This window comes from Kitasatospora sp. NPDC087314, assembly GCF_044744365.1.
Classification (GTDB): Bacteria; Actinomycetota; Actinomycetes; order Streptomycetales; family Streptomycetaceae; genus Kitasatospora.
This window is the reverse complement of record NZ_JBIUYE010000005.1, coordinates 425,159-448,201: the sequence shown is the minus strand read 5'-3', so window position 1 is coordinate 448,201 and position 23,043 is coordinate 425,159. Positions and strand designations below refer to the sequence as shown.

The 23,043-nt window shown below is 71.7% G+C and carries 16 protein-coding genes; 8 read left to right on the top strand and 8 right to left on the bottom strand.

Translation table 11 applies throughout. The features are described 5' to 3' along the window. Positions 1-214 precede the first annotated feature (214 nt). The gene (locus ACIO5E_RS13915) at positions 215-652 is read left to right on the top strand and encodes a hypothetical protein (RefSeq protein ID WP_400667021.1); all 438 of its coding nucleotides are present in this window, start codon (positions 215-217) and stop codon (positions 650-652) included. Between the two features lie 111 nt (positions 653-763). On the opposite strand, the gene ACIO5E_RS13910 is transcribed toward ACIO5E_RS13915, so the two are convergent. The 6 genes from ACIO5E_RS13910 to ACIO5E_RS13885 all read right to left on the bottom strand — a co-directional run bounded on the left by ACIO5E_RS13910 (position 764) and on the right by ACIO5E_RS13885 (position 9,056). Next, positions 764-2,518 (bottom strand): beta-galactosidase family protein, encoded by a 1,755-nt coding sequence (locus ACIO5E_RS13910; RefSeq protein ID WP_400667019.1) that lies wholly within the window; start codon positions 2,516-2,518, stop codon positions 764-766. 37 nt (positions 2,519-2,555) lie between these two features. Then, positions 2,556-4,517 carry a glycoside hydrolase family 5 protein gene (locus ACIO5E_RS13905; protein ID WP_400667017.1) on the bottom strand — a complete coding sequence of 654 codons (1,962 nt, stop codon included), beginning with the start codon at positions 4,515-4,517 and terminating at the stop codon, positions 2,556-2,558. Between the two features lie 97 nt (positions 4,518-4,614). Next, positions 4,615-5,460, bottom strand: a complete 846-nt coding sequence (locus ACIO5E_RS13900) for a carbohydrate ABC transporter permease (protein ID WP_400667015.1) — start codon at positions 5,458-5,460, stop codon at positions 4,615-4,617. Positions 5,461-5,465: 5 nt separating this feature from the next. Continuing rightward, positions 5,466-6,452, bottom strand: a complete 987-nt coding sequence (locus ACIO5E_RS13895) for a carbohydrate ABC transporter permease (protein ID WP_400667013.1) — start codon at positions 6,450-6,452, stop codon at positions 5,466-5,468. Further along, a complete protein-coding gene (locus tag ACIO5E_RS13890) occupies positions 6,452-7,723 on the bottom strand; it encodes an ABC transporter substrate-binding protein (RefSeq protein ID WP_400667011.1) in 1,272 nt (423 codons plus the stop codon). Before ACIO5E_RS13890 ends, ACIO5E_RS13895 begins: the two co-directional genes overlap by 1 nt. Positions 7,724-7,898: 175 nt before the next feature. Continuing rightward, positions 7,899-9,056, bottom strand: a complete 1,158-nt coding sequence (locus ACIO5E_RS13885) for an ROK family protein (RefSeq protein ID WP_400667009.1) — start codon at positions 9,054-9,056, stop codon at positions 7,899-7,901. A gap of 171 nt (positions 9,057-9,227) precedes the next feature. Here ACIO5E_RS13885 and ACIO5E_RS13880 point away from each other — a divergent pair, with 171 nt between their 5' ends. Both ACIO5E_RS13880 and ACIO5E_RS13875 read left to right on the top strand, forming a co-directional pair. Next, the gene (locus ACIO5E_RS13880) at positions 9,228-11,345 is read left to right on the top strand and encodes an alpha-galactosidase (RefSeq protein ID WP_400667007.1); all 2,118 of its coding nucleotides are present in this window, start codon (positions 9,228-9,230) and stop codon (positions 11,343-11,345) included. A gap of 43 nt (positions 11,346-11,388) precedes the next feature. After that, the gene (locus tag ACIO5E_RS13875) at positions 11,389-12,249 is read left to right on the top strand and encodes an alkaline phosphatase family protein (protein WP_400667005.1); all 861 of its coding nucleotides are present in this window, start codon (positions 11,389-11,391) and stop codon (positions 12,247-12,249) included. A 202-nt stretch (positions 12,250-12,451) separates the two neighbouring features. Here the strand turns inward: ACIO5E_RS13875 and ACIO5E_RS13870 are convergent, their stop codons facing one another. Continuing rightward, positions 12,452-13,231, bottom strand: coding sequence for a phytanoyl-CoA dioxygenase family protein (locus tag ACIO5E_RS13870; RefSeq protein WP_400667003.1), 780 nt, complete (start codon positions 13,229-13,231; stop codon positions 12,452-12,454). Positions 13,232-13,271: 40 nt separating this feature from the next. Here ACIO5E_RS13870 and ACIO5E_RS13865 point away from each other — a divergent pair, with 40 nt between their 5' ends. Then, a complete protein-coding gene (locus ACIO5E_RS13865; RefSeq protein WP_400667001.1) occupies positions 13,272-14,141 on the top strand; it encodes a helix-turn-helix domain-containing protein in 870 nt (289 codons plus the stop codon). Positions 14,142-14,198: 57 nt separating this feature from the next. On the opposite strand, the gene ACIO5E_RS13860 is transcribed toward ACIO5E_RS13865, so the two are convergent. Beyond that, on the bottom strand, positions 14,199-14,963 hold the full coding sequence (locus ACIO5E_RS13860; RefSeq protein ID WP_400666999.1) for a LysR family transcriptional regulator substrate-binding protein: 765 nt from the start codon (positions 14,961-14,963) through the stop codon (positions 14,199-14,201). Between ACIO5E_RS13860 and ACIO5E_RS13855 the strand changes: the two genes are divergently transcribed. From ACIO5E_RS13855 to ileS, 4 genes are all read left to right on the top strand, one after another. Then, positions 14,953-15,264 (top strand): hypothetical protein, encoded by a 312-nt coding sequence (locus tag ACIO5E_RS13855; RefSeq protein ID WP_400666997.1) that lies wholly within the window; start codon positions 14,953-14,955, stop codon positions 15,262-15,264. The genes ACIO5E_RS13860 and ACIO5E_RS13855 overlap by 11 nt on opposite strands. Positions 15,265-15,751: 487 nt before the next feature. After that, positions 15,752-17,557 (top strand): ABC transporter ATP-binding protein, encoded by a 1,806-nt coding sequence (locus ACIO5E_RS13850; RefSeq protein WP_400666995.1) that lies wholly within the window; start codon positions 15,752-15,754, stop codon positions 17,555-17,557. Then, complete coding sequence (locus ACIO5E_RS13845; RefSeq protein ID WP_400666991.1) at positions 17,554-19,332, top strand: ABC transporter ATP-binding protein; 1,779 nt, start codon at positions 17,554-17,556, stop codon at positions 19,330-19,332. Before ACIO5E_RS13850 ends, ACIO5E_RS13845 begins: the two co-directional genes overlap by 4 nt. A 391-nt stretch (positions 19,333-19,723) precedes the next feature. Beyond that, complete coding sequence (ileS, locus tag ACIO5E_RS13840; protein WP_400666989.1) at positions 19,724-22,903, top strand: isoleucine--tRNA ligase; 3,180 nt, start codon at positions 19,724-19,726, stop codon at positions 22,901-22,903. Positions 22,904-23,043 lie beyond the last annotated feature (140 nt).

Genomic DNA, 23,043 nt, shown 5'->3' with positions numbered 1-23,043 from the left:
CTCCGGGCACGGCCACCCCTGCACCGCCCCGAGCGGCCCCGGCCGCCACGGCGCCGCCCCACACCGCGACTCCACCGCCCGCGGCCGCCACCTCGTCGCCCGCGCCGATGCCGTCCCTCGACGTCGAGAACCCGACCGACCGGGTCCACGACTCCGCCGCCTCGCCCACTCGCCCGGCCGGCGGTGTGGCTACTCGAACGGGCGTGGGAGGCAGTTGAGTCCGTGGTGTGTGCGCCTGTCGGAGGAGCCGGATCACGGCAGGTGGACGTACGCCGTCGACCTGGCGCGGGAGGCCGGCTGGCGCCGTACCCGCCGTCGGGGCGGGTTCGCCGGCCGGGCCGAGGCGGCCCGGGAGATGAAGGCGGTGCTGGACGGTGAGCTGCGCGGGGTCCCCGAGGACCGCCGCACCACCGTCGCGAGCTTCCTGCGGGAGTGGCTGGCGGCAAGGAAGGGGTCGAGGCGCTGGTGCGTAGACGCCTGGGTGTCGAGGTGTCGGAGGCGGTCGACTGGCGGCGGCCTCGGGCGATCTGTGTGGCGGGCGAGTTCTCGCGGCACGACCGGGCCGCTGCTTCTCCTCACCAGCGGGACCGTCACGCCGGTGTTCGGCAACCGGCCGACCTGGGACAACTGGAACAAGCAGGGCAGGAGGTAGCCGCCCGCGGTGCCGGGCCCACACAGCTGCGGGCCTGGCGCCGCGGTCGTGGGCTCGTCGGACGGCGGGCCGGTCGTCGGGCGAGGTGCGGAATCCAGGGCGTCGTCGGCCTCAGTCCTCGGTGGGGCCCAGGTCGGGAGTGCCCCGTAGTTCGACCGTGCGGGTGGTGGAGCCGTGCATGTCGAGCACGGTGATCTCGTTCCAGCCGGCCTTCAGGACCGGTGCGGGGACGTAGAGCGTGGTCTGCGGGCCCCGGGACCAGTACCGGCCGAGTGCGAAGTCGTTGATCCAGACCTGGCCCTTGGTCCAGCCGTCCAGGGAGACGAAGCCGTCGGCCGGCTGTTCGATGTCCAGGTGCCCGCGGTGGAAGGCCGGGCCGACCGGGGGCGCGGCGGGCTCGAACGCGGTGAAGGACAGTCCGCCCAGCTCGTCGAGCGGCAGCGGCCGGCTGTCCCAGCTCTCCGGGGCCCGCCCGTTGACGGTGACCTCGCCGAGCAGCCCCTTGCGGTCGTGCATGCCCCGGCCGTAGTTGACCCTGCCCTGGTTCTCCACCAGTACGGACAGCCGCGCGCCCCGGCGGGGGGCGTGGAAGGAGAGCGTGTGCTCGTGGCTCTCGCGTTCCAGGACGCCGACCGGCTGGCCGTCGACGAAGACCTGGGCGCGGTCCCGTACCTCGGCGATGTGCAGGACGGCCGGTCCGGCCGCCGGGAGTGCCGTCTCGTAGAGGGCGAAGCCGACGGACTGGCCGAGCTGTTCCATGGTCTGCGGTCGGTCGGCGTGCACCGCGTCGCCGAGCCGCTCGCGCTGGTCCAGCAGGCCTGCACAGGTGGTGAGTTCGACGGTGGTCGGGGCGAGCTTGGGGGCGGGCCCGGGTGCCGGTTCCGCGGGGACGGACGCGTACCTGGCGATCACCTCGCGGAAGGCGGTGTACTTGGGGGTGGTGTCGCCGGCCTCGTCCAGCGGCGCGTCGTAGTCGTACGACGTGACGGTGGGGCGGTACGTGCCCTTGTCGTTGGCGCCGTTGGTGAAGCCGAAGTTGGTGCCGCCGTGGAACATGTAGATGTTCACCGAGGCGCCGGCCGCGAGCAGCCGGTCGAGGTCCGCCGCGGCGTCGGCGGCGCTGCGGGTGACATGGGTGCCGCCCCAACGGTCGAACCAGCCGATCCAGAACTCGCTGCACATCAGCGGCCCGGACGGCTGTTGCCCGCGCAGTTCGGCGAGCCCGGCGTCCACCCGGCTGCCGAGGTTGACGGTGCGCAGGACGCCGTCGAGGCCGCCGCGTGCCAGATCGGAGGGCTGGTCACAGGTGAACAGCGGCACGTCGACTCCGTGTCGTTCCAGCATCTCCGCCAGGTCCTCGAGGTAGCCGGAGTCGTCGCCGTACGCGCCGTACTCGTTCTCCAGCTGGACGGCGAGGATCGGGCCGCCGCGGCTGGAGAGATACGGGAGAACGGGCGGTAGCAGGGCGCCGAGGTAGGCGTCGACCGCCTCCAGGTAGCGCGGGTCGCGGCTGCGCAGTTCGATGTCCTCGTCGGCGAGCAGCCAGGAGGGCAGGCCGCCGCCCTCCCACTCGGCGCAGATGTACGGGCCGGGGCGGAGCAGCACGTGCAGGCCTTCGGCGGCGGCGAGGTCGAGGAATCGGGGCAGGTCGAGACCTGCGTCCAGCCGGAACTCCCCGCGCCGGGGCGCGTGGAGGTTCCAGGGGACATAGGTCTCGACCGTGTTCAGCCCCATCAGGCGCGCCTTGCGGAGCCGGTCGGCCCACTGCTCCGGATGGACGCGGAAGTAGTGCAACCCGCCGGAGATGATCCGCAGCGGTCGGTCGTCGAGACGGAAGCCGTCTGCGGCGATCTCCAGTCGTGGCATTGCCGTGGTGCTCCTTGCGATCGAGACGGTTGTCAGGTCAGCTCAGCGGGCGGCAGAGCAGGGCGTCGGGGACTCCGCCGTGGTTCCACTTCCAGGTGTAGGCGACGCCGGCGAGGTACTCGTTGTCGGCGCACTGGCCCTTGTAGTAGCCGGGTGCCCAGTCGCTGGCGGTGGAGCCGCCGGTGGCGGGGCGGTTGTCGCCGTGGTCGAACCAGGCGTTGCGCCCGGTGGTCGGCAGCGGAGCTGCGGCCGGCGCACAGAGCAGGGCGGACATCGCGTTGCTGTGGGCGCTGTAGCCGACGGCGTAGGTGTTGTCGGGGCACTGGAGCTTGTTGTAGCCCGGGGCCCAGTCGCCGTGGGTGACGTAGCGTTCGTCGGTGACGGTCACCCAGTCGCCGGCTCCGGCGGCGGGCTGGCCGGCGTCGGTGCACAGACCGCGGCTGTCGCCGCGGCCGAGGCCGACCAGGCGCTCGGTGTCGGGGCAGTTGCCCTTGCGGTTGCCGTTGGACCAGTCGCCCTGGGCGAGCATGCGGGTGGAGACGTTCTGGTCGCCGAAGTCGAGGTCGAGCATGTTCCAGTGTGTGACCGGTGCCACCGGGCCGGTGAGGCTCGGCGCGTTGATCAGCTTGTTCCAGTCGGCGGCCCGCCAGTCGCCGGGGTCGCCCAGGCCGAGCCGCTTGCCGGTGGCGTCGTAGGAGAGCAGTGCCCAGTTGTCCTGCGGGTTGCCGTTGGCGTCGCTCCAGCCGACGACCGGCCACTGGGCGAAGTCGGTGTCGTTCTTCACCAGGATGTCGGTGAAGTTGTGGAACCAGGCCTGCTCCTTGGCGTTGGTCGAGCCGCGGCCTGCCGCGCCGAACTCGCTGATCCACACCGGCGCGGTGAAGTGCTGGCCGGACTGGGTGACGAACAGTGCCTCGTCGTTGACGACCTGGGCGAGTTGCTCGGGGGTGAAGTCCTGGTAGCGGGGGTCGCTGGTGGAGCCCGGGCCGCTCTCCGCCCCGGTGTTGGCGGGCCCGGTGTAGGCGTAGAAGTGGGCCGCGTAGACGAGCTTGTCCGACCGGACCAGCGTGTTCGAGAGGTTGCGCACCGGGGTGAGCATCGGCCGTTCGTGCCAGGTGATCGCGGTCGGGATCCCGGACCAGTTGATGCCCTCCATGACGACCAGCATGTCGGGGTCGGCAGCCAGGATCCGGTTGCCCGCCTCCTCGAAGGCGGCGTACTCGTCGTGGGAGTCGCCCCAGCCCCAGTTGGGGTTGTCCCAGGTGTCACGGCGGACCTCGTTGCGCAGGTCCGCGCCCACGACACGCTTGTTCGTCCGGTACCGCTGCACCATGAACAGCCAGTCCGCCTCCCACTGCTCGGTGGACTGGCTGCTGTTCCACCGCTCGTTGCCGTCCAGGCCGCAGCAGAAGCGGTAGGTGGTGGTGTGGTTGTTGAGGATGACCGCGAAGCCGTCGGCGGTCAGCGCGGCGACCACCGCGTCGTAGACCTGCAGCGGGGTCTTGCCCTTCAGTTGCGGGTTGGCGGCCACCGCCGCGTCCGGCACGGTGCTGGTGTCGTGGATCAGCGCGTTGGCGAACGGCAGCCGCATGCTGTTGAGGCCCAGGCCGTGGAAGTCGGCCAGGATCTGCGTCAGCGGTGTCCGGTCCAGGCCCAGCGGGATGTTGTGCGACACCTGTCCCGCCTGGTTGTTGGCCGGATCGTTGACGTCCCCGCTGCCCTCCCAGGTGCCCTGGGCGCCGGCCCAGTTGCCGGCCTTCAGCTTGAAGCGGTCGCCGTTGGCGTCGACGATGTACCGGCCCCGGGTGCTCAGCGGACCGGTCCACGAAGCCGCGAGCTGCGTCCCCGTCATGGCGGACGCGGTGGTCGAGGCGGTGGTGGGGGGCGCTGCGGCGGAGGCGGACGTTCCCCCGAGGACGAGGGTCACCGCGGCGGCCGCGGCGGGCAGGATTCGGGCGAAGGAGCTCCGGACGGCGGGAGGCGAACTGTCTGATCTCATGGTTTCCCCTCCAGGGGTGGGGGTGGGGCCTCGGATCTTCAGGTGGTGCGGCCCGGACCGGACGGTCCGGAGTCATGGGGGGCGGACCGGGGGCGGCTCAGCCCTTGAGTCCGCTGGTGGCGATGCCTTCGACGATGTAGCGCTGGGCGACCAGGAACATGGCCACCAGCGGTGTGATGGTCACGACGGCTCCGGCGAACAGTCCGGGCAGGTTGATGGTCTGTGAGGTGAGGAAGGTCGACAGGGCGATCTGGGCCGTCCACGCGGACGGGTCCTGACCGATGACGAGCGGCCACAGGAAGGAGTTCCAGCTGTCGATGAAGGCGAGCGCGCCGAGCGAGGCCAGCATCGCTCCGGACGACGGCAACGCGATCCGGCGGTAGAGGCCGAACCAGCCGAGCCCGTCCAGGCGTCCGGCTTCCTCGATCTCGGTGGGGAACTGGAGGTAGAAGTTGCGGAAGAGCAGGACGGCGAAGGGGTTGAACAGCCCGGGTGCGATGATTCCCCACAGCGTGTTGACCCCGCCCATGGAGCCCACGAGGACGAAGGTGGGCACGAACGTCACCGAGCCGGGGATCATCAGCGTGGCCACCACCAGGGCGAGCAGGACGCCGCGTCCGGGCACCGGTATCCGCGCGAGGGCGTATCCGGCGGCCGAGGCGAGGATCGTCGACACCGGGGCGGTGATCGCGGCGATCAGCAGCGAGTTGCCGAGGGCCTGGCCCATGTGCAGGGCGGGGTCGCTGAAGAGCGAGCTGAAGTTCTCCCAGTGCATGGCCGACGGCCACCAGGTCCACTGCGGTGACGTCAGGCCCCGGGCGTCCATCAGCGCGTTGCGCAGCATCAGGTAGAAGGGAGCCAGGAACACTGCCGTCAGCAGGCCCGCCAGCACCCCCCGCGCGCACCGGCGAAGTACCTGCGACAGCTCTCGCGTGCTTCTCATTCCGCTCACTCCTCACCCTTGCCGAAGCCGGTGACCCGGCCCTGGAGCAGGGTCACCCCGACGATGAGGGCGGTGAGCACGAAGGCTCCGGCCGATCCGAGACCGTAGTTCTGGGCGCCCATCGCGGTGTCGTAGAGATAGACCAGCGGGGTTCGGACCGGGGCCGTCGACGCCCCGGACAGCCCGCTGTTGAACAGGTTGTAGAACTCGTCGAACGCCTGGAAGGCGGCGATGAACTGCAGCATCAGGACGGCCACCGAGGTGTTGCGCAGCATCGGCAGGGTGATCCTGCGCAGCAGGCGCAGGCCGGTGGCGCCGTCGAGCGCGGCGGCCTCGTGGATCTCCTTGGGGATGCCCTGGAGGCCGGCCAGGAAGAGCACCATGTAGAAGCCGACCTGGAGCCAGAGGCGGAGGGTGACGAGGACGACCCAGTACAGCGGCGGTGACGTGGTCTGCAGCCACGGGACGGCGGACATGCCGAACCATCCGCCGATGGTGTTGGCGATCCCGGCCGGCAGACCGTTGAACAGGCACATCTTCCACACCAGGGACGCCGCGACGTAGGAGACGGCGGCCGGGATCAGGAAGGCGGTGCGCAGCAGGGCCCGGCCGCGCCGGATCCGGTGCACCAGCAGCGCGAGTCCCAGCGAGGCGGCGAACGTCACCGGCACGATGAACAGCGTGAACAGCAGGATCTGGACGAGCGATCTGCGGAACACGGCGTCGGAGAGCAGCGCCCGGTAGTTGTCCAGGCCGACCCAGTGGCCCAGGGCGATGGTGCCGCGGGCCTCGCTGAGGCTGAGCAGGAAGCTCCAGCCGATCGCGACGTACTTGAAGACGCCCACGCCGATCAGCAGGGGCCCGGCGAGGAGTGCGAACGCTCCCCAGGCACGCCGATCCGTGCGGGGCCGGCGGGTGGGGGCGCCCTGCGGCCGGGCCGTGGGGCGCCGGGCACGCTCGTCGTGCAGCGCGGTCGAGGGTACGGGCTTCATCAGGCGCGCTGCTTGTCGATCTCGCTCTGGGCCTGCTTGGCCGCGTCGGCCAGGAGCGAGGACGCGTCCCCCTGCCCGCTGACGATCTTCGCCGCGGCGGCGCTGAACAGGGAGCTCACCGCGCTGTTCCAGGTGCCGGGGTTGTGCCGGCCGTACTTGGCGGCCAGTTCGACCGTCTCCTTGGCGGTGCCCTGGGCGACCTTGTCGGCGGAGGCGGCGACGGACTTGCGCGGCGGAACATGGAAGCCGTAGCTCTCCGCCCAGTCCTTCTGCAGGTCGGTCTGCTGGATCCAGAGCCACTGGACGAACTTCTTGGCCGCGTCGACGTTCTTGCCCTTGGCGTTGACGCAGCTGGTCCAGCCGCCGACGCGCACGACGGGCGTGCCGCCCGGCTTGTAGGCGGGCCAGGGCAGGACGCCGAAGTCGTCGCCGAGCGCGGTCCTGATGGCGGGCATCGACCAGAGGCCGCCCCACTGCATCGGGGTGACGTTCTGCACGAGGGCGGCGGGATCCCACCAGTCGGTGGTGAAGCCGAGCAGCAGGGACTGGTCGTCGTGAAGACGCTTGAGGCCGGCCACGGCCTCGGCGGCCTGCGGGGAGCCGAAGACGGCCTTGCCGTCGGCCACCAGGTCGCCGCCGTTGGACCACACCGCCATGATGGCGCTGTCGCCCAGGCCGTCGTTGCCGAGGAACAGGCCCTTGGTGTTCTTGGTGGTCAGGGCCTTGGCCGCGGCGACGAGCGCGTCGAAGGTGTCGGGCGGGGTGATGCCGGCCTTGGACAGCGCGCTCTTGCGGTAGTAGAGCATCATGACGTCGTCGATCATCTTGACGCCGTAGAGCTTGCCGTCGACGGTCGCCGTGTCGAGGTCGCCCTGGTTGAAGTCGGACCTGGCGCTGCCGTAGAGGTCGTCCAGCCGGGCTATCTGGCCGTGCCAGGCGAGGCCGTCGTTGAAGTCGCCGATCTCGAAGACGTCCGGGGCCGCGTCGGTGAGCAGGGTCGCGCTGAGCTTGCCGGCGTAGTCGCCCGGGGTCCAGGTGACCTTGACCGCGATGTCCGGGTTGGCCTTGGTGAACGCGGCCGCGTAGCGGGTGAGGGCCTGCTGGGTGCCGGCCTCGCCGTAGGCGTGGGACCAGACGTTCAGGGTGGTCTTCGCCCCGCCGGAGGCCCCGCCGGTCGGGTTGCTGGTGCAGCCGACCGCTGCTCCGGCGACGAACAGGACGGATCCGCCGAGGAATCCTCTGCGGCTAAGCTGGGATGTCTGTGCGCTCACTTCGCATCCTTCGGGCTGAGGGTGTGGACGTACGGGTGGTTGTCCGGCGTGGCCGGTGTCCGACGTTCACGGCTGGCAGGCGGTGACGGACATCGGTCGTGCCGGAGGCTCGGGTTGGTGATCGGCGGATCCCGGGTTGCCCGGGGGCGACGTGGTGGCGATTCGTCAGGGGCCTTCAGGGCAGGAGGGCCTGGATGCCGACGACGGCGGCTCCGCGGGCCCACTCCTCCCAGGGGAGTGGACGCAGGGTCAGCGGGCACCTCGCCGCCGCCTTGAAGCAGTGTGCGGCGTAGGCCTCCTTGATGTGCGTTCCGAAGAGGTCGTAGGTGTCGAGTCCTTCGCCGGTGACGACGACGCGCTCGGGACCGAGCAGGTTGACCAGGGTGGCGATGCCGGTGCCGATCGCGCGGCCGGCCCGGGCGAAGGCGTCGCGGGCGGCGGGTTCTCCGCCGCGGGCGAGCTGGACGGCACCGTCGAAGTCGAGGTCCGGGTCGTCGGTGGCGCGGCGGACGGTGGCGAGGATGGCGTCGCTGGAGGCGACGGCCTCGACGCAGCCGACCTGGCCGCAGTGGCACCGCGGCCCGACCGGGTCGATGCTGATGTGCCCCATCTCGCCGGCGACCCCGTACGCGCCGGTGACCAGCTCACCGTTGACGACGATCCCCGAGCCGATCCCGGCTCCGATCGTGACCAGCGCGAAGTACTCGGTGCCGATGCCCTCCCCGTACCAGTGCTCGGCGGCGGTGAGGGCCTTGACGTCGTTCTCCACGGTGACGATCAGGCCGGTCGCCGCGGCGACGGTCTCCGCCAGCGGCACGTCGCGCCAGCCGGGGAGCACGGAGTAGCGGACGCGCCCCCTGGGGCGGTCCACGTCGCCGGAGACCGCGATGCCCAGGTGCCGGGTGCGGGCCCGGTACTCGGGTCTCGCGTCGAGGAGTTCACCGACGAGGTCGGTCAGCAGCGCGCACACGGCGGCAGGGTCGCGCTCGCCCAGCGGCCGGACGGCGGTGGTGCGCATCCGGGCCCGCAGGTCGCAGACCGTGCCGAAGAGGGTGTCGGCACTGATCTTCACACCGACGAAGAACTCCCGGTCGGGAGTGACGGCGAGCGGGTTGACGGGACGTCCGGCCCCTGGAGCGGTGCGCTCCGGGGGGAGTTCGTGCAGGTAGCCGTCGTCGATGAGTGGTCGCGCGGCCTTGGTCACAGCGGTCGAGGACAGGCCCGTCCGGCGGGCCAGCTCCACCCGGCTGAGCGGGCTCTCGGCCAGCAGCAGGGCGAGGACGGCGGTTTCGGCCGGTGCGGTGACCAGTGGCCGCGAGTGGTTTGGAAACACGGCGGCAACCTACCGGTAAATAAATAACTTCGTCCAGTATTGATTTCCCTTCCGGGCGGTCCTACGCTCTGGCCCAACTCCGGGCGTTTCCATCGTCGTTCACCATGGCGACCGGCCGTTTCCGGTCCGCGCCTGACCCCCAGCGTCGCTCGACACCCCTCAGGACCTCCTGTGCCTACCACGCCCTCATCCGCTTTCTTCGACCCCGCCCGCGGGCTGGCGGTCCTACGGACCCCGAACAGCGTCTACGCCGTACGCATCGGCGCCGACGGCAGCCCCCGGCATCTGCACTGGGGGGCACCGCTCGACACCGACGCCCTCGGTGGACTGCCGGCGGCCGCCTCACCCGCCGCGAGCAGCTTCGAGGCAGACCCCGCGCCGGACGAGCTGGCCCCGCAGACCGGTGCGCGGTTCGGGCCCGCCGGCCTCCAGGTGCGATTCGCCGACGGCACCCGCGGCGCACAGTGGTCCTTCACCGGGCACACGGTCCACGGCGGGGAGCTGCGCCTGCGCCTGGCGGACCGCCGCTACCCGCTGGCCGCCGAGCTCTGCTACCGCGTCCGCCCCGACAGCGACGTCATCGAACGATGGGTGGAGCTCACCCACACCGGTGCCGACGACTCGGGCCCGATCAGCGTCGACCGGCTGGACTCGGCCTCCTGGACGGCGCCGGCACTGCCCGACTACCGGCTCAGCCACCTCGTGGGCGGCTGGAACAGCGAGTTCCAACTGCACCGCGACCGGCTCCCGGTCGCCGAGACCGTGCTCACCAGCCGACGCGGCGTCACCAGCCACCACGCCAACCCCTGGCTCGCCCTCGACGACGGCACCGCCGACGAGGAACACGGCGAGGTCTGGAGCACCGCCCTGGCCTGGAGCGGAAGCTGGCGCATCACCGTGCACCGCGACCCGGTCGGCCGGACCACCTGGACCGGCGGCTTCGGTCACGAGGGACTCACCTGGACCCTCGGGCCCGGCGAGCGCCTGCACACCCCCGTCTTCGCCGGCCTCCACTCCCGCCACGGCTTCGGCGGCGCCAGCCGCGCCTGGCACACCCACCTCCGCACCGCCGTCCTGCCCGACCCCGAGCGTGACCGACCCGTCGTCTACAACTCGTGGGAGGCCACCGGATTCGACGTCGACCAGGCCGGCCAGCTGCGCCTGGCCCGACTGGCCGCCCGCCTGGGCGCCGAACTCTTCGTCCTCGACGACGGATGGTTCGGCGGCCGTACCAGTGACCGCGCCGGCCTCGGCGACTGGAAACCCCGGCCCGAGGCGTTCCCGGACGGGCTGCGCCCACTGGCCGACGAGGTTCACCGCCTGGGCATGGCCTTCGGACTGTGGGTCGAGCCGGAAATGGTCAACCGCGACAGCGAGCTCCACCGCGCCCACCCCGACTGGGTCGTCCACGCCCCCACCCGGGACGCCACCGAGCTGCGCAACCAGCTCATGCTGAACTTCGCCCGCCCCGACGTCGAGGCCTGGGCCCACCGCACCCTGGACCAACTGGTGCGCGAGAACGACGTCGACTGGCTCAAGTGGGACGCCAACCGCGTCGTCACCGAAGCCGGATGGGCCGGCCACCCGGACCCCGACCGGCTCTGGATCGACCACACCCGCGCCGTCCACCGGATCATGGACCGCCTCCGCACCGACCATCCGGGCCTGCGCATCGAGGCCTGCGCGGGCGGCGGCGGACGGGCCGACCTCGGCATCCTCGCCCGCACCGACCAGGTCTGGACCTCCGACAACACCGACCCCGTCGACCGGATCGGCATCCAACACGGCTTCAGCCAGCTCTTTCCCGCCCAGACCATGGCCGCCTGGGTGACCGACAGCCCCAACGTCGCCACCGGCCGCACCACCCCTCTGCGGTTCCGCTTCCACGTCGCCATGGCCGGCGCGCTCGGCCTCGGCGCGGACCTCACCGCCTGGTCCGAGGAGGAGCTCGACGAGGCCGCCGCATTCGTCGCCCGCTACAAGGAGATCCGCCCCCTGGTCCAGCACGGCCGCCAACACCGCCTGACGGGCCCCGGCGGAGTGACGGCCGTGCACTACGCGTCCCAGGACGGCGCCGAACACGCCGTCCTCGCCTGGCGCCCCGCGACCCGGTTCGGCCACCAGCCCCCCGGCCTCGCCCTGCCGGCCCTGGACCCGGCGGCCCGCTACCTCGACGTCGACGAGGGCACCGCCCACAGCGGCGCCGTCCTGACCCGGCGGGGCATCGACCTCCGGCTGCCCGCCGGCGACTACGCCAGCCGCCTGATCCGGCTGCGCCGGACGATCTGACCCCCGCCCCCTTCGCCACCCTCCCCACGAAGGACCCGAGCACATGGCCACGCCCCGCGTCCTGGTCGTCGGCATCGACGGCGTCCGCCTCGACCTGCTGCCGCTGCTGGACACCCCGCACCTCGACGGGCTCGCGAACGCCGGCTTCCTCGCGCCCGTCCACATCGACGACGGCACCCCGACCATGTCGGGCCCCTGCTGGACCACGATCGTCACCGGCGTCGGCGTGGCCAAGCACGGCGTCTGGGGCAACAACTTCACCGGAAACCGGCTCGGGGTGTTCCCCGACTTCACCACCCGGCTCGCCACCGAACACGGGCTGCGGACCTTTGCCGCCGGCGGCTGGGAACCCCTGTTCCTGGCCCGGCAGGGCGGCCCGGTCTTCGCGGCCCCGAGCCGGCTCGCCTACATCGCCCCGCGCGAGGACTCCCCGCAGGCCTGGGAGGAGTGCGACCGGAGCGTGACCGCCGAAGCCGTACGGGCACTCAGCTCCGGCGAGGACCTGGACGCCTCCTTCGTCTACCTCGGCGCGGTCGACGAGACCGCCCACTTCCTCGGCTGCGGCCCCGAGTACCGCCGCGCGATCGAGGCCGCCGACCGACGCCTCGGACAGCTCCTCACCGCCCTGCGCGAGCGTCCCGACGCCCGGGCCGAGGAGTGGACCGTCATCGCGGTGACCGACCACGGCCACCGCGACGAAGGCGGCCACGGCGGCCGGAGCCCGCTGGAGCGCACCGCCTGGATAGCCGCGAGCGGCCCCGGCCTCACCCCCTCCACCAGGCCGGACAGTCTCCGCCACGCCGATGTCGCCGCCCACGTCTACGCCGCCCTGGGAATCGCGCCCGACCCGCACTGGACGCTCGACGGACGGCCCTTCCCCACCCTCACACCGCAAACCGCCTGATTCCTGCGGGCCGGACGACCTGAACAACACACCCGACCCCGAGCGCGGCCAAGACAACCACCCCGGTCAGCCGGTCCGACATCGTCGGTGGGCCCCGGGTGAGCCGCGGGTTCCTCCGCCGCACCTCGACTTTCTGATGCAGGTACGAGCCACCAGTGTTGTCCGTACGTCGGCAAGTGCCGCGGGTGAGGGTGGCCCGGCGTCAGTGCGGGCCCGAGTCCTCGGTACCGCAGGGGCCGCCGGCCGTCGATGCGGGCAGTTCGACCGGCTCCCCGGCCATCGTCAGGGTCGGGTACCACGCCGAGATGCGCTCGGTCGAGCGTCCGGTGTAGTGACAGATGAAGCTGCGCCTGAACCGGTCGGCTGTGGTGTTGGGCTGCGAGCCGTGCACCAGGCTGCCGTTGAAGAACAGCACGTCCCCGGGGTCCATGTCGACCGGGTGGCGCGACAGGCCCGGCGGTGGCGGCACGTATTCGCGGGTGAAGGAGGCGGTGCCGTCGGCGTCCTCGGGGCAGAACAGGTCCATGCGGTGTGTCCCGGGTACGACTTCCAGTCCGCCGTTGGCCCGGTCGGCCCGGTCGATCGCCAGCCAGGCGGCGACACAGGTGCCGGGCTCGACGCGGAGGTAGAAGTTGTCCTGGTGCAACGCCTGGCCCCGGGCCCCCGGCGGCTTGAAGTAGAACATGCTCTGGGCTGCCAGCGGCTCCTCACCGAGCAGCTCACGCAGGACGGCGGCGACGCGGTGGTCCAGCAGACGGCGCAGGGCGAGGGGGCTCACCCGGTGGGGGTGCATGATCCGCGGGAACTCGCGCAGGATGTCGTACGGCTGCCCGGGCTCCTGCGGCGACGGGGTGAAGTGCCCCGGGATCGGGCCTGCGGCGTGCAACCGCATGAACTCCTCCCGCAGCTCCGCCACCTCGTCGGGGGAGAACAGCCCTGGTAGAACGATGTATCCGTGCTCGTGGAAGTCGGCGACTCTCATGCCCTCACGATAGGAGGCGCGACCGTGCCCAGGTATGGCCATGACGGCCGATGACATGTCCGTTCCGGCTGCCGAGTTGGTGATCCTGGGTCACTTCGACCAGCCGTCCGGCTACGCGGTGCGCCGCTCGCAGGGCTCGCCGAGCTGGCTGCTGATGTGGACCCTGGACGGCGCCGGACTGGTGGAGCAGGCCGGAGTGGTAGCCAGGGCGGAGCCGGGGCATCTGGTGGTGCTGGGGCCGGAGCAGGCCCAGTACTACCGGACGGCGCCCGGGGAGAACCGCTGGCGGTTCTGGTGGGTGCACTTCCAGCCCAGGCCGGCCTGGCTGCGCCGGCTGGCACCGTACGCCCTCGGGCCGGGCTGCCATGTGGTCCCCGGTGCCGGCTCCGAGCGGATGGAACAGGCGCTGCTGCGCGCGTGCGGCGATGCGCGGTGGAGTGGGCACGCCCTGCCGGCCTCGCCGTCGCGCCCCGCCCGACCCGTGGTCGCGGAATCCTCCGAGGCACGTGAGCTCGTGCTGAACGCGGTCGAGGAAGTGCTGCTGCTGGCGACGGTCGCCGCGCGCCGGCCCGTCCCGGGCGACCCTCGGGTCCGGCAGGTCCAAGCCCTGATCGCGGCCGAGCCCGGTGCTCCGCACAGCGTCGCATCGCTGGCCCGGGCCGTCGCCCTGTCACCGTCCAGACTGGCGCACCTCTTCACCCTGGAGGTCCGTCTGACGCCCATGCAGGCCGTACGCGAGGCGAGGATGCGCCAGGCCGCCCAGCTCCTCGCCGCCACTGACCTGAGCGTCGGCCGGATCGCCACGGCATCGGGGTTCGCCAGCCAGTTCCACTTCAGTCGTACGTTCAGCCGGGAGGTCGGCATGTCACCTCGGGAGTACCGCGCCGGCCTGCGGGCATCCGGCGGGTGAGACACGGGCAGGCCCGGTTCTGCGGCGAGGCCGCGACCCGTCCCACCCCGCCGGACGTCATCCACCGGTGGTGGCCCCGGGCACAGCCCCGTCACGCGCCGGTCGGTCGGACAGCTCCGTCCACAGGTCGAGGAAGGCCCGCAACGGCGCGCTCGGCCGGGTTCCCGCCCGCCACACGAACATCTTCCGCAACCGGATGGCGGGCTCCAGCGGCACGACGACGAAACGCCGGTCGGCGGCGAGGACCGGACTCGCGTGGGAGGTCAGGGCGACACCGATCCGCTCCGCGACCAGCGCGAGTTGGAGGGCGACGTCGTTCGTCCCGTAGGCGATGTCCAGCCGCAGCTCCTCCGCGGCGAAGGCCGCACGGATGAACGCGTGCACTCCGCTGTCGGGGCCGTAGCTGATGACCGGGCTCCGGACCGCCTCATCGAGGGTCATCGGACGGTTCGCGGGCCGGCTTCCGGCGGGGAGGACCGCGACGATCCGGTCCTCCAGGAGCACGCGCGAGGCGACGGCGGCGGGTTCGCCGTCCGGCGGGCCCGCGACCACGGCCGCGTCGATCTCCCCGTCGCGGACCTTCACCAGCGGCGACGGGCTCGACGCCCCGATGAGACTCACCGCGACCCGGGGGTACCGGCGGTGGTACTCCCCCAGCAGCCGGGGGATGCCGGTGCCTTCCAGACCGCCGACGGTCCCCAGTGCGAACGCTCCGCTGAGCAGACCGGACCGGTCGGCGAACTCCAGGACGGCCGACGCGGCCGCCGCCAGGCAGGCGCGGGCGTGCGGCAGCAGGGCGGCGCCCCCGGAGGTGAGAACCACCTGCCGGGGCAGGCGTTCGAACAGGGCCTCTCCCAACTCCTTCTCCAGGGCCTGGTGCCTGGCCCGGGACGGCGACGCCGAGGCCGCGCTCCGCCGCTACGACCGGATGCGCCGGCCGGCCGTCAACGCGATCGTGCTGGCCAACCGGGACCTGGGACCGGAGGAGACCATCGCGCGGGCCGAGGAGCACGGCGGGGAGCTGCCCCTCGGTCAGGCCGAGGAGATCGCGACCCGCTACCAGCGGCTGGCCGGAGCCGCCGTGACCCAGGTCAACGCCCACGGTCCCTGCCATCGCCGCTGATCAGGAGCGACTCCACGGGTGACACGAACCGACCGGGTTGCGGGGAGGTGCTGCGTGGCCACCGCCGCACGGCACGGCTGACGTTGGAGCAGCCGGCCGAGGTCTCGGGACGGCGGGGTGGAAGCCCTCGACTTCGACTGCCCCGCGCTGCCGTGGGGCCGGCGCCGGCATCGGACTTCCGCCAGGGACCTGCGCGGGTCACCGCGCTTGGGCGGCGTCTACTGACTCCGTGAGACTCACACCCCTCGGCACTCGCCGACGGGCGCTCCGGTACCGGGCTGCAGACTGCCCGGCCGAGCCAAGAGCCCGCAAGCCGAACTCCGACCGGACCGCTGTGACGTGCGGTCCATGAGGTGGACGTCGAACCGGTGGAGGGCGAGGATCTCGCCGATTGACAGCACACGAAGGTGGAACCATAATTCCGTGATCGATCACGTGAGCGGTCACGGGACGGAGGGTCTCCTTGGACGGGGTTGGAGCAGGTCCGTTGCGCGAGCTGATCCACGAACGGTGGCGATTGTTACGGCTTCTCAACCTCGCTCCGCGCAGGGACCGGATCGGACTCGTCGGGGCGGCTGGACTGCTGGTCCTGGCCGCACCACTGACGGCGATGACGGCCGGCCGATTGGTCGGCGCCGTCGCGCGGACCGAAGACTCGGCAGGCTCGGCGGCGTTCCTCGCACTCGGCGGATTCCTCGGCACGATGCTGCTGTTCCAGGCCTCCTCGGCGGTCCAGCAGATCTTCGAGCACCGAGTGGCGTGGGCCATCGACGGTGACGTGCGCCGCAGGATTCGCGAACTGGCGGTCGCCCCGAGGGAGATCAGCCATCTTTCCGAGCCTGGCTTCATGGCCGATGCCGCCCGGGCGACCGACTTGGGGTTCACCTGGCGCACCCGGTCCGCAGGAACGGCCACCACCGGGCAGGTACATCTCCTCGCCCGGCTCGTCAGCACGGTCGCGGCGACCGCGGTGCTGGCATGGCACCTGCCCCTGCTCGCCCTGCCGCTGCTGGTGGTGAGCATGCTCAACCGGGCCGTGATCCGGAAGCAGTGGGTCCACCTCGTGGCGGTCGAGGACGCCGCGATCGCCGGTGAACGGAAGACCGAGTACTGGTCGGAGGTGGCGGCCGGCCCGATGGCGGGCAAGGAGGTCCGGCTGTTCGGACTGGCCGGCTGGATCATCGAGCGGCGCCGGGCCGAGCATCACGCGTGGATGTCAGTCCGTTGGGCCGCTCGGCGGGCCGTCGTCCGCCGGCAGACGGCGCCCATCGTCCTGACCGCGCTCTCTGCGGCCGGCGCCCTCATCGTCCCGGGGGCCGCCGCCGCCAGCGGCTCGCTGGACGCCGGCGAGCTGGCGACCTGCCTGGTCGCGGCCATGACGGTCTGGGGCATGGGCGTGCTGCTCGGCCAGGACCTGGACCTGGCCTACGGCCTCGGCGCCATCCGGGCCCTCGACCGGCTGGAGCGCTCTCGCCCGACGCCCGACGGGGAAGCGGGGCGTGCGGTCGATCTGGAGGGCCCGGTCCGCTTCGAGGCGGTCTCCTTCAGCTACCCGGGGGCCTCCCGGAAGATCCTCGACAACCTGGACCTGGAGATCCACCCGGGCGAGGTACTGGCCGTCGTCGGGGCCAACGGCGAGGGCAAGACCACCCTGATCAAGCTCCTGGCCGGTCTGCACGCTCCGACCCACGGCCGGATCACCGTGGCCGGCACCGATCTGACGGAGCTGGACGTCGAGAACTGGCGCCGTCGGCTCGCCGTGGTCTTCCAGGACTTCCTGCGGTACCCGGCGTCGCTGCGCGACAACGTCGCGCTGGCCGCGCCCGAGCGACCCACCGACGATGCGGCCGTCCGGTGTGCACTCGACCGCGCCGGTGCGGGACCGCTGGTGCAGACCTTGCCGGACGGGCTCGACACCGTGCTGTGGCGCGGTGGAGAGGCCGGAAGGGACCTCTCCGGCGGCCAGTGGCAGAGCATCGTCATCGCCCGCGCGCTCTACGGGGTGGCGCACGGCCGCCGCCTGGTCGTCTTCGACGAGCCGACCGCCAACCTCGACGTCCGGGCCGAGACGGAGTTCTTCCAGCGGGTCGCCACCACCATCGGGGACGCCTCCGCCGTGCTGATCTCACACCGGCTCTCCACGCTCAGGCACGCCGACCGGATCGTCGTCCTCCGCAACGGGAGGATCGTCGAGTCCGGCCACCACACCGACCTCATGGACCGCGACGGCGTCTACGCGACCCTCTTCCGGCTCCAGTCGGAGCACTTCGACACCGAGGCGGCCGCGTCATGACGAAGCGTCTCCGCACCGCGCGGCACCTGTTCGCGCTCGGGCTACGCGCCGATCGCGGCGGCGTGGTCCTGGTCGCCCTGCTGATCCTGGCGGCCTCGGCCTCGCTGGCCGGGACGGCGGCGGCGCAGCGCTGGATCGTGCAGGGCGCCGGCCGGGGCTCGACGTCCGCCGTACTGCTGGCTGCCGCGCTCGGCATCGCGGTCATGACCGCGCAGAACGCGCTCACCCGGCTGCGCCAGCTCCGCTGCGCGGACCTGGGCGAGCTCGTCGCGCGCGATCTCGACCAGGAGGTGCTGGCCGCGGCGGCGAACGTGCCGACGATTGCACACCTCGAACACCCGGAGTACGCGAACCGGTTGACGCGGCTGCGCCAAGGCACTCGGGACATGGCCGAGACCTGCTGGTTCGCCGCCGAGACGACCGGGGCGGTCCTGGGGCTGGCACTCGGTGTCTGGCTGCTGGCCCAGGTCGATCCGTTCCTCCCGGCGGTGATGCTCGCGGCCGCCCCGATGCTCTACTGCGCCTCCCGGGGCCGGCGGTTGGTCCGGCAGGCGCGGGAGGCCTCGGCCTCGGCGGCCCGGCTGGAGCGGGAACTGCACGAACTCTGTACCCGGCCGGCAGCCGCGAAGGACGTCCGGGTGGCCGGCAGTGCGGCCGAACTCGACCGGCGCGCCGCAGACCTCTGGTCGGGAGCCGGGCAGGCCGAGTCCCGGGCTCGGATCCGCGGGCTGCGGTGGGAACTGACCGGCTGGGTCTGCTTCTTCGCCGCGATGGCAGCAGCTTTCACTGCCCTGGTCCACCTCCGCGAGGAGGGGCGGGCCACGCCTGCGGACATCGTCATGCTGATCTCACTGATGGGACAGCTCACCCAGCAGGTGGCCATCGCCGTGTACGGCACCGGACGGCTCGCCGAGAGCGCTCGCACGATCGACCACTACGTCTGGTTCACGGAATACGCCGCCCGGGCACGCCGGGGCTCTGCGGCAGCGCCGGCGAGACTGACCCGGGGCATCGAGCTCCACAACGTCTCCTTCAGCTATCCGGGTTCCGGCCGCCCGGTCCTGGACGGCGTCGACCTGCGGCTCGCCCCCGGGACGGTGGTAGGCCTCGTCGGCCTCAACGGCGCCGGGAAGACGAGCCTGGTCAAGCTGCTCACCGGACTGGCCGAGCCGACCTCCGGCCGGATCCTGATCGATGGGACTCCGCTGCCGGAGCTGGCCCCGGCCGAGTGGTCCGCGCAGTGCACGGCGGTGTTCCAGGACTTCACCCGATTCCAGACCCTGGTCCGGGAAGCCGTCGGGCTCGGCGACCTGCCCCGGATCGACGATCCCGCCGCGGCCTCCGCCGCGATCGATCGGGCAGGCGCCACGGCGCTCGTCGCCAAGCTCGCCGACGGTCTGGAGACGCAGTTGGGCCCGGTGTTCGACGGCGTCGAGCTGTCCGGAGGCGAGGGGCAGAAGCTCGCCGTCGCCCGAGGCCTGATGCGGCGCGGCCCGCTCCTGTTCGTCCTGGACGAGCCGACCGCCGCGATCGACCCGGCAGCCGAGCACGAACTGTTCCAGCGGTTCGCCGGCCAGGTGCGGGAATTAGTCGCGGAGCGCGGCGGAATAGCCATTCTCATTTCGCACAGGTTCTCTACCGTCCGCATGACCGACAGGATAGTCGTGCTCGACAACGGCACCGTCGTCGAGGAGGGATCCCATCGTGAACTCATGAACGCGTCAGGTCGCTATGCCGAGCTCTACCGACGACAGGCGAACGCCTACGCCGACTGATGGCGGCCCAACAGTCCTTGGCCCCATATGATCTGTCGAATCGTCAGTGCCGAAACCCGTGACATCGGGCCCGGCGAATCGGGTAGCCTATGCGCGAGCCTTCGGGAATTCGACCCTGCCGATCGCCCCTGGTCACCCCGAATGGCCCGGCCGGGAATTTCGGCCCCACAACTGCATAGTTCCAGGCGTCGATCCGGCCATCACCGGGGAGCCTCCGGAAGAAACGGACCGGAAAGGCCCGGAGTAGAACCGGACGGGAGCGGCCCGTCACAGCCGCCTATGAGAGGTCGCCCACCCGTGGGCGGCAAGCGGGGTGGTACCGCGGCGTCCCGGACCGGGCCGTCGTCCCCGTGCCAGCAAAGTTCGACCCCGCTGCACGAGGAGCAACATGATGGACGACCAACCCGGCACCGCCTACCCCGCCGTCCCGGCCCATCCCTCCTTCCCCGCGTTGGAGCGCGAGGTGCTCGATTTCTGGGCGGCCGACGACACGTTCGCGGCATCGGTCGAGGCACGCCCGGCCGGCGAGGACGGGAACAACGAGTACGTCGTCTACGACGGGCCTCCGTTCGCCAATGGCCTGCCGCACTACGGTCATCTGCTGACCGGCTACGTCAAGGACGCGGTGCCGCGCTACCGGACGATGCGCGGCCGACGGGTCGAGCGCCGGTTCGGCTGGGACACCCACGGCCTTCCGGCCGAGGTCGAAGCGGAACGCCAGCTCGGCATCAAGCACAAGTCCGAGATCGACACGATGGGCGTGGCGGCCTTCAATCAGGCCTGTCGCACCTCGGTGCTGCGGTACACCTCGGAATGGCGTGACTATGTGACCCGGCAGGCCCGCTGGGTCGACTTCGACCACGGCTACAAGACCCTCGACCTCTCCTACATGGAATCGGTCATGTGGGCGTTCAAGCAGCTCTGGGAGAAGGGCCTGGTCTACTCGGGCTTCCGGGTGCTGTGGTACTGCTGGCGCTGCGAGACGCCGCTGTCAGCCACCGAGACCAAGATGGACGACGTCTACCTGGACCGACAGGATCCGGCCGTCACGGTCGGGCTCCGGCTCTCCGCGGCCGAGTCCGGCACCGAGTCGGGCACCGGGCTCGACGGGGCCTACGCGCTGATCTGGACGACCACCCCGTGGACCCTGCCCTCGAACCTGGCCGTTGCGGTCCACCCCGACATCGACTACGTGCTGCTGGAGACCGACGCCGAGCACGGCGCACGGCGGTACGTCCTCGCCGAGGCCCGGGTCCCGCACTACGCCAGGGAGTTGGGCGAGGAGCCGACGATCCTGCGCCGGTTGAAGGGCGCCGAGCTGCTCGGACTCTCCTACACGCCGCCGTTCGACTTCCTGGTCGGCCGGGCGAACGCGCACCGGGTACTGGCCGCCGACTACGTGACCGTCGAGGACGGCACCGGGCTGGTGCACCTCGCGCCGGCCTTCGGCGAGGAGGACAAGGCGGTCACCGACGCGGCCGGCATCGAGGTGGTGATCCCGGTCGACACCCGCGGCGAGTTCACCCCTGACGTGGCCCCGTACGCGGGGATGCAGATCTTCGACGCCAACAAGACCATCATCCGGGACCTTCGCGACGGGGCCCCGCACGCGTCGGGCGTGCTGGTACGCCACGAGACCCATGACCACCCGTACCCGCACTGCTGGCGCTGCTCCAACCCGCTCATGCAGCGCGCCGTCGACTCCTGGTTCGTCCGGGTCACCACTGTCCGCGACCGGATGGTGGAGCTGAACCAGGAGATCGACTGGGTGCCCTCGAGCCTCCGCGACGGCCAGTTCGGCAAGTGGCTGGAGGGAGCGCGCGACTGGAACATCTCGCGCAACCGGTACTGGGGTTCACCGATCCCGGTCTGGGTCTCCGACGACCCGCGGTACCCGCGGACCGACGTCTACGGCTCGCTGGACGAGCTGGAGCGCGACTTCGGCGTCCGCCCCACCGACCTGCACCGGCCGCACATCGACGAGCTGGTCCGGCCCAACCCGGACGACCCCACCGGGAAATCGACCATGCGCCGGGTCCCGGAGGTGCTGGACTGCTGGTTCGAGTCGGGCGCGATGCCCTTCGCCCAGGTGCACTACCCGTTCGAGAACGCCGAGTGGTTCGAGCACCACTTCCCGGGCGACTTCATCGTGGAGTACAACGGGCAGACCCGTGGCTGGTTCTACACCATGCACATGCTGGCGACCGCCCTGTTCGACCGGCCGGCGTTCTCCTCGGCACTCGCCCACGGCATCGTGCTGGGCGACGACGGACAGAAGATGTCGAAGTCCCGGCGCAACTACCCGGACGTCAACGAGGTTTTCGACCGCGACGGCTCGGACGCGATGCGCTGGTTCCTCTTCGTGTCGCCGATCCTGCGCGGTGGGAACCTCGTGGTGACCGACCAGGGCATCCGGGAGGGCGTGCGGCAGGCGATCCTGCCGCTCTGGAACACCTGGTCGTTCCTCTCCCTCTACGCCGGGGCCGCAGGCCGGCGCGGCACGTGGCGGACGGACAGCACCGACATGCTGGACCGGTACATGCTGGCGCGGACCGCCTCTCTCGTCGACGACGTCACCGCCGCCATGGACGCGCATGACCTCGCCGGCGCCTGCGAACGAATCCGCGACCACACCGAGGTGCTGACCAACTGGTACGTCCGGCGCTCCCGGAAGCGGTTCTGGGACGGCGACGTCGACGCCATCGACACGCTGCACACCGTACTGGAGGTCACCGCACGGGTGGCCGCCCCGGTACTGCCCCTCACCACCGAACAGATCTGGCGCGGGCTCACCGGCGAGCGCTCGGTCCACCTCACGGACTGGCCCGCCGCCGACGACCTGCCGCACGATCACGAACTGGTCGCGGCGATGGACCGGGTGCGGCAGGCGGCGTCTGCCGCACTGTCGCTACGCAAGGCCCGCGGCCTGCGGGTCCGTCTGCCGCTGGCCCGGCTGACCGTCGCGGCCGCCGACGCCGCCCGGCTCGAACCCTTCGCCGAGCTCCTGCGCGACGAGATCAACGTGAAGGAGGTCGGGTTCACCACCGACGTCGGCGCGCACGGCCGCTTCGAACTGGCGGTCAACGCGCAGGCCTGCGGCCCCCGGCTCGGCCGGGACACCCAGAAGGTGATTCGCGCGGTCAAGGCGGGCGAGTGGAGCCAGAACGGCCAGGACGGCGTGACCGCGGCCGGGATCACGCTGCTGCCCGGGGAGTTCACCCAGCGCCTGGTCGCCTCCCACCCGGATGAGAGCGCCGCGCTGCCGAACAGTGGCGGGCTGGTCGTGCTGGACACCGCGGTCACGCCGGAGCTCGCGGCCGAGGGCATCGCCAAGGACGTCGTCCGGCTGGTGCAGCAGGCCCGCCGTGACGCCGGCCTCACCGTGACCGAGCGGATCGCGCTCACCCTGGAGTCATCGGACGACGTGCTGGCGGCGGTGCGGGCCCACGAGGCGTTCCTGGCCGCGGAGGTGCTGGCCACCTCCGTCGCCTACGCCGACGCGCCGGAGCCGACCCTCGTCGGCACGGTGGCCGACGGCGGCCAGGTGAAGGTCCAGCTCCGCAAGGACTGACGGCCGGGCGGTCCGGGGACGGATCCCCGTGTCCCGGGGGCGGGGGGCCGCGCCCGGGCGCGGGGCCCGGGCACCGGACCAACAGGGCGGATGGGGGCCGGGCGCCGGCCGCCCGCCGGAAGGGCCCGCCGCCCCGGAGG

Bases quoted from the DNA above. Each gene is read 5' to 3' on its own strand.
- ACIO5E_RS13905 (WP_400667017.1), bottom strand. From the start codon at position 4,517: ATGAGATCAGACAGTTCGCCTCCCGCCGTCCGGAGCTCCTTCGCCCGA.
- ACIO5E_RS13845 (WP_400666991.1), top strand. From the start codon at position 17,554: ATGACGAAGCGTCTCCGCACCGCGCGGCACCTGTTCGCGCTCGGGCTA.
- ACIO5E_RS13910 (WP_400667019.1), bottom strand. From the start codon at position 2,518: ATGCCACGACTGGAGATCGCCGCAGACGGCTTCCGTCTCGACGACCGA.
- ACIO5E_RS13875 (WP_400667005.1), top strand. From the start codon at position 11,389: ATGGCCACGCCCCGCGTCCTGGTCGTCGGCATCGACGGCGTCCGCCTC.
- ACIO5E_RS13865 (WP_400667001.1), top strand. From the start codon at position 13,272: ATGACGGCCGATGACATGTCCGTTCCGGCTGCCGAGTTGGTGATCCTG.
- ileS (WP_400666989.1), top strand. From the start codon at position 19,724: ATGGACGACCAACCCGGCACCGCCTACCCCGCCGTCCCGGCCCATCCC.
- ACIO5E_RS13895 (WP_400667013.1), bottom strand. From the start codon at position 6,452: ATGAAGCCCGTACCCTCGACCGCGCTGCACGACGAGCGTGCCCGGCGC.
- ACIO5E_RS13870 (WP_400667003.1), bottom strand. From the start codon at position 13,231: ATGAGAGTCGCCGACTTCCACGAGCACGGATACATCGTTCTACCAGGG.
- ACIO5E_RS13900 (WP_400667015.1), bottom strand. From the start codon at position 5,460: ATGAGAAGCACGCGAGAGCTGTCGCAGGTACTTCGCCGGTGCGCGCGG.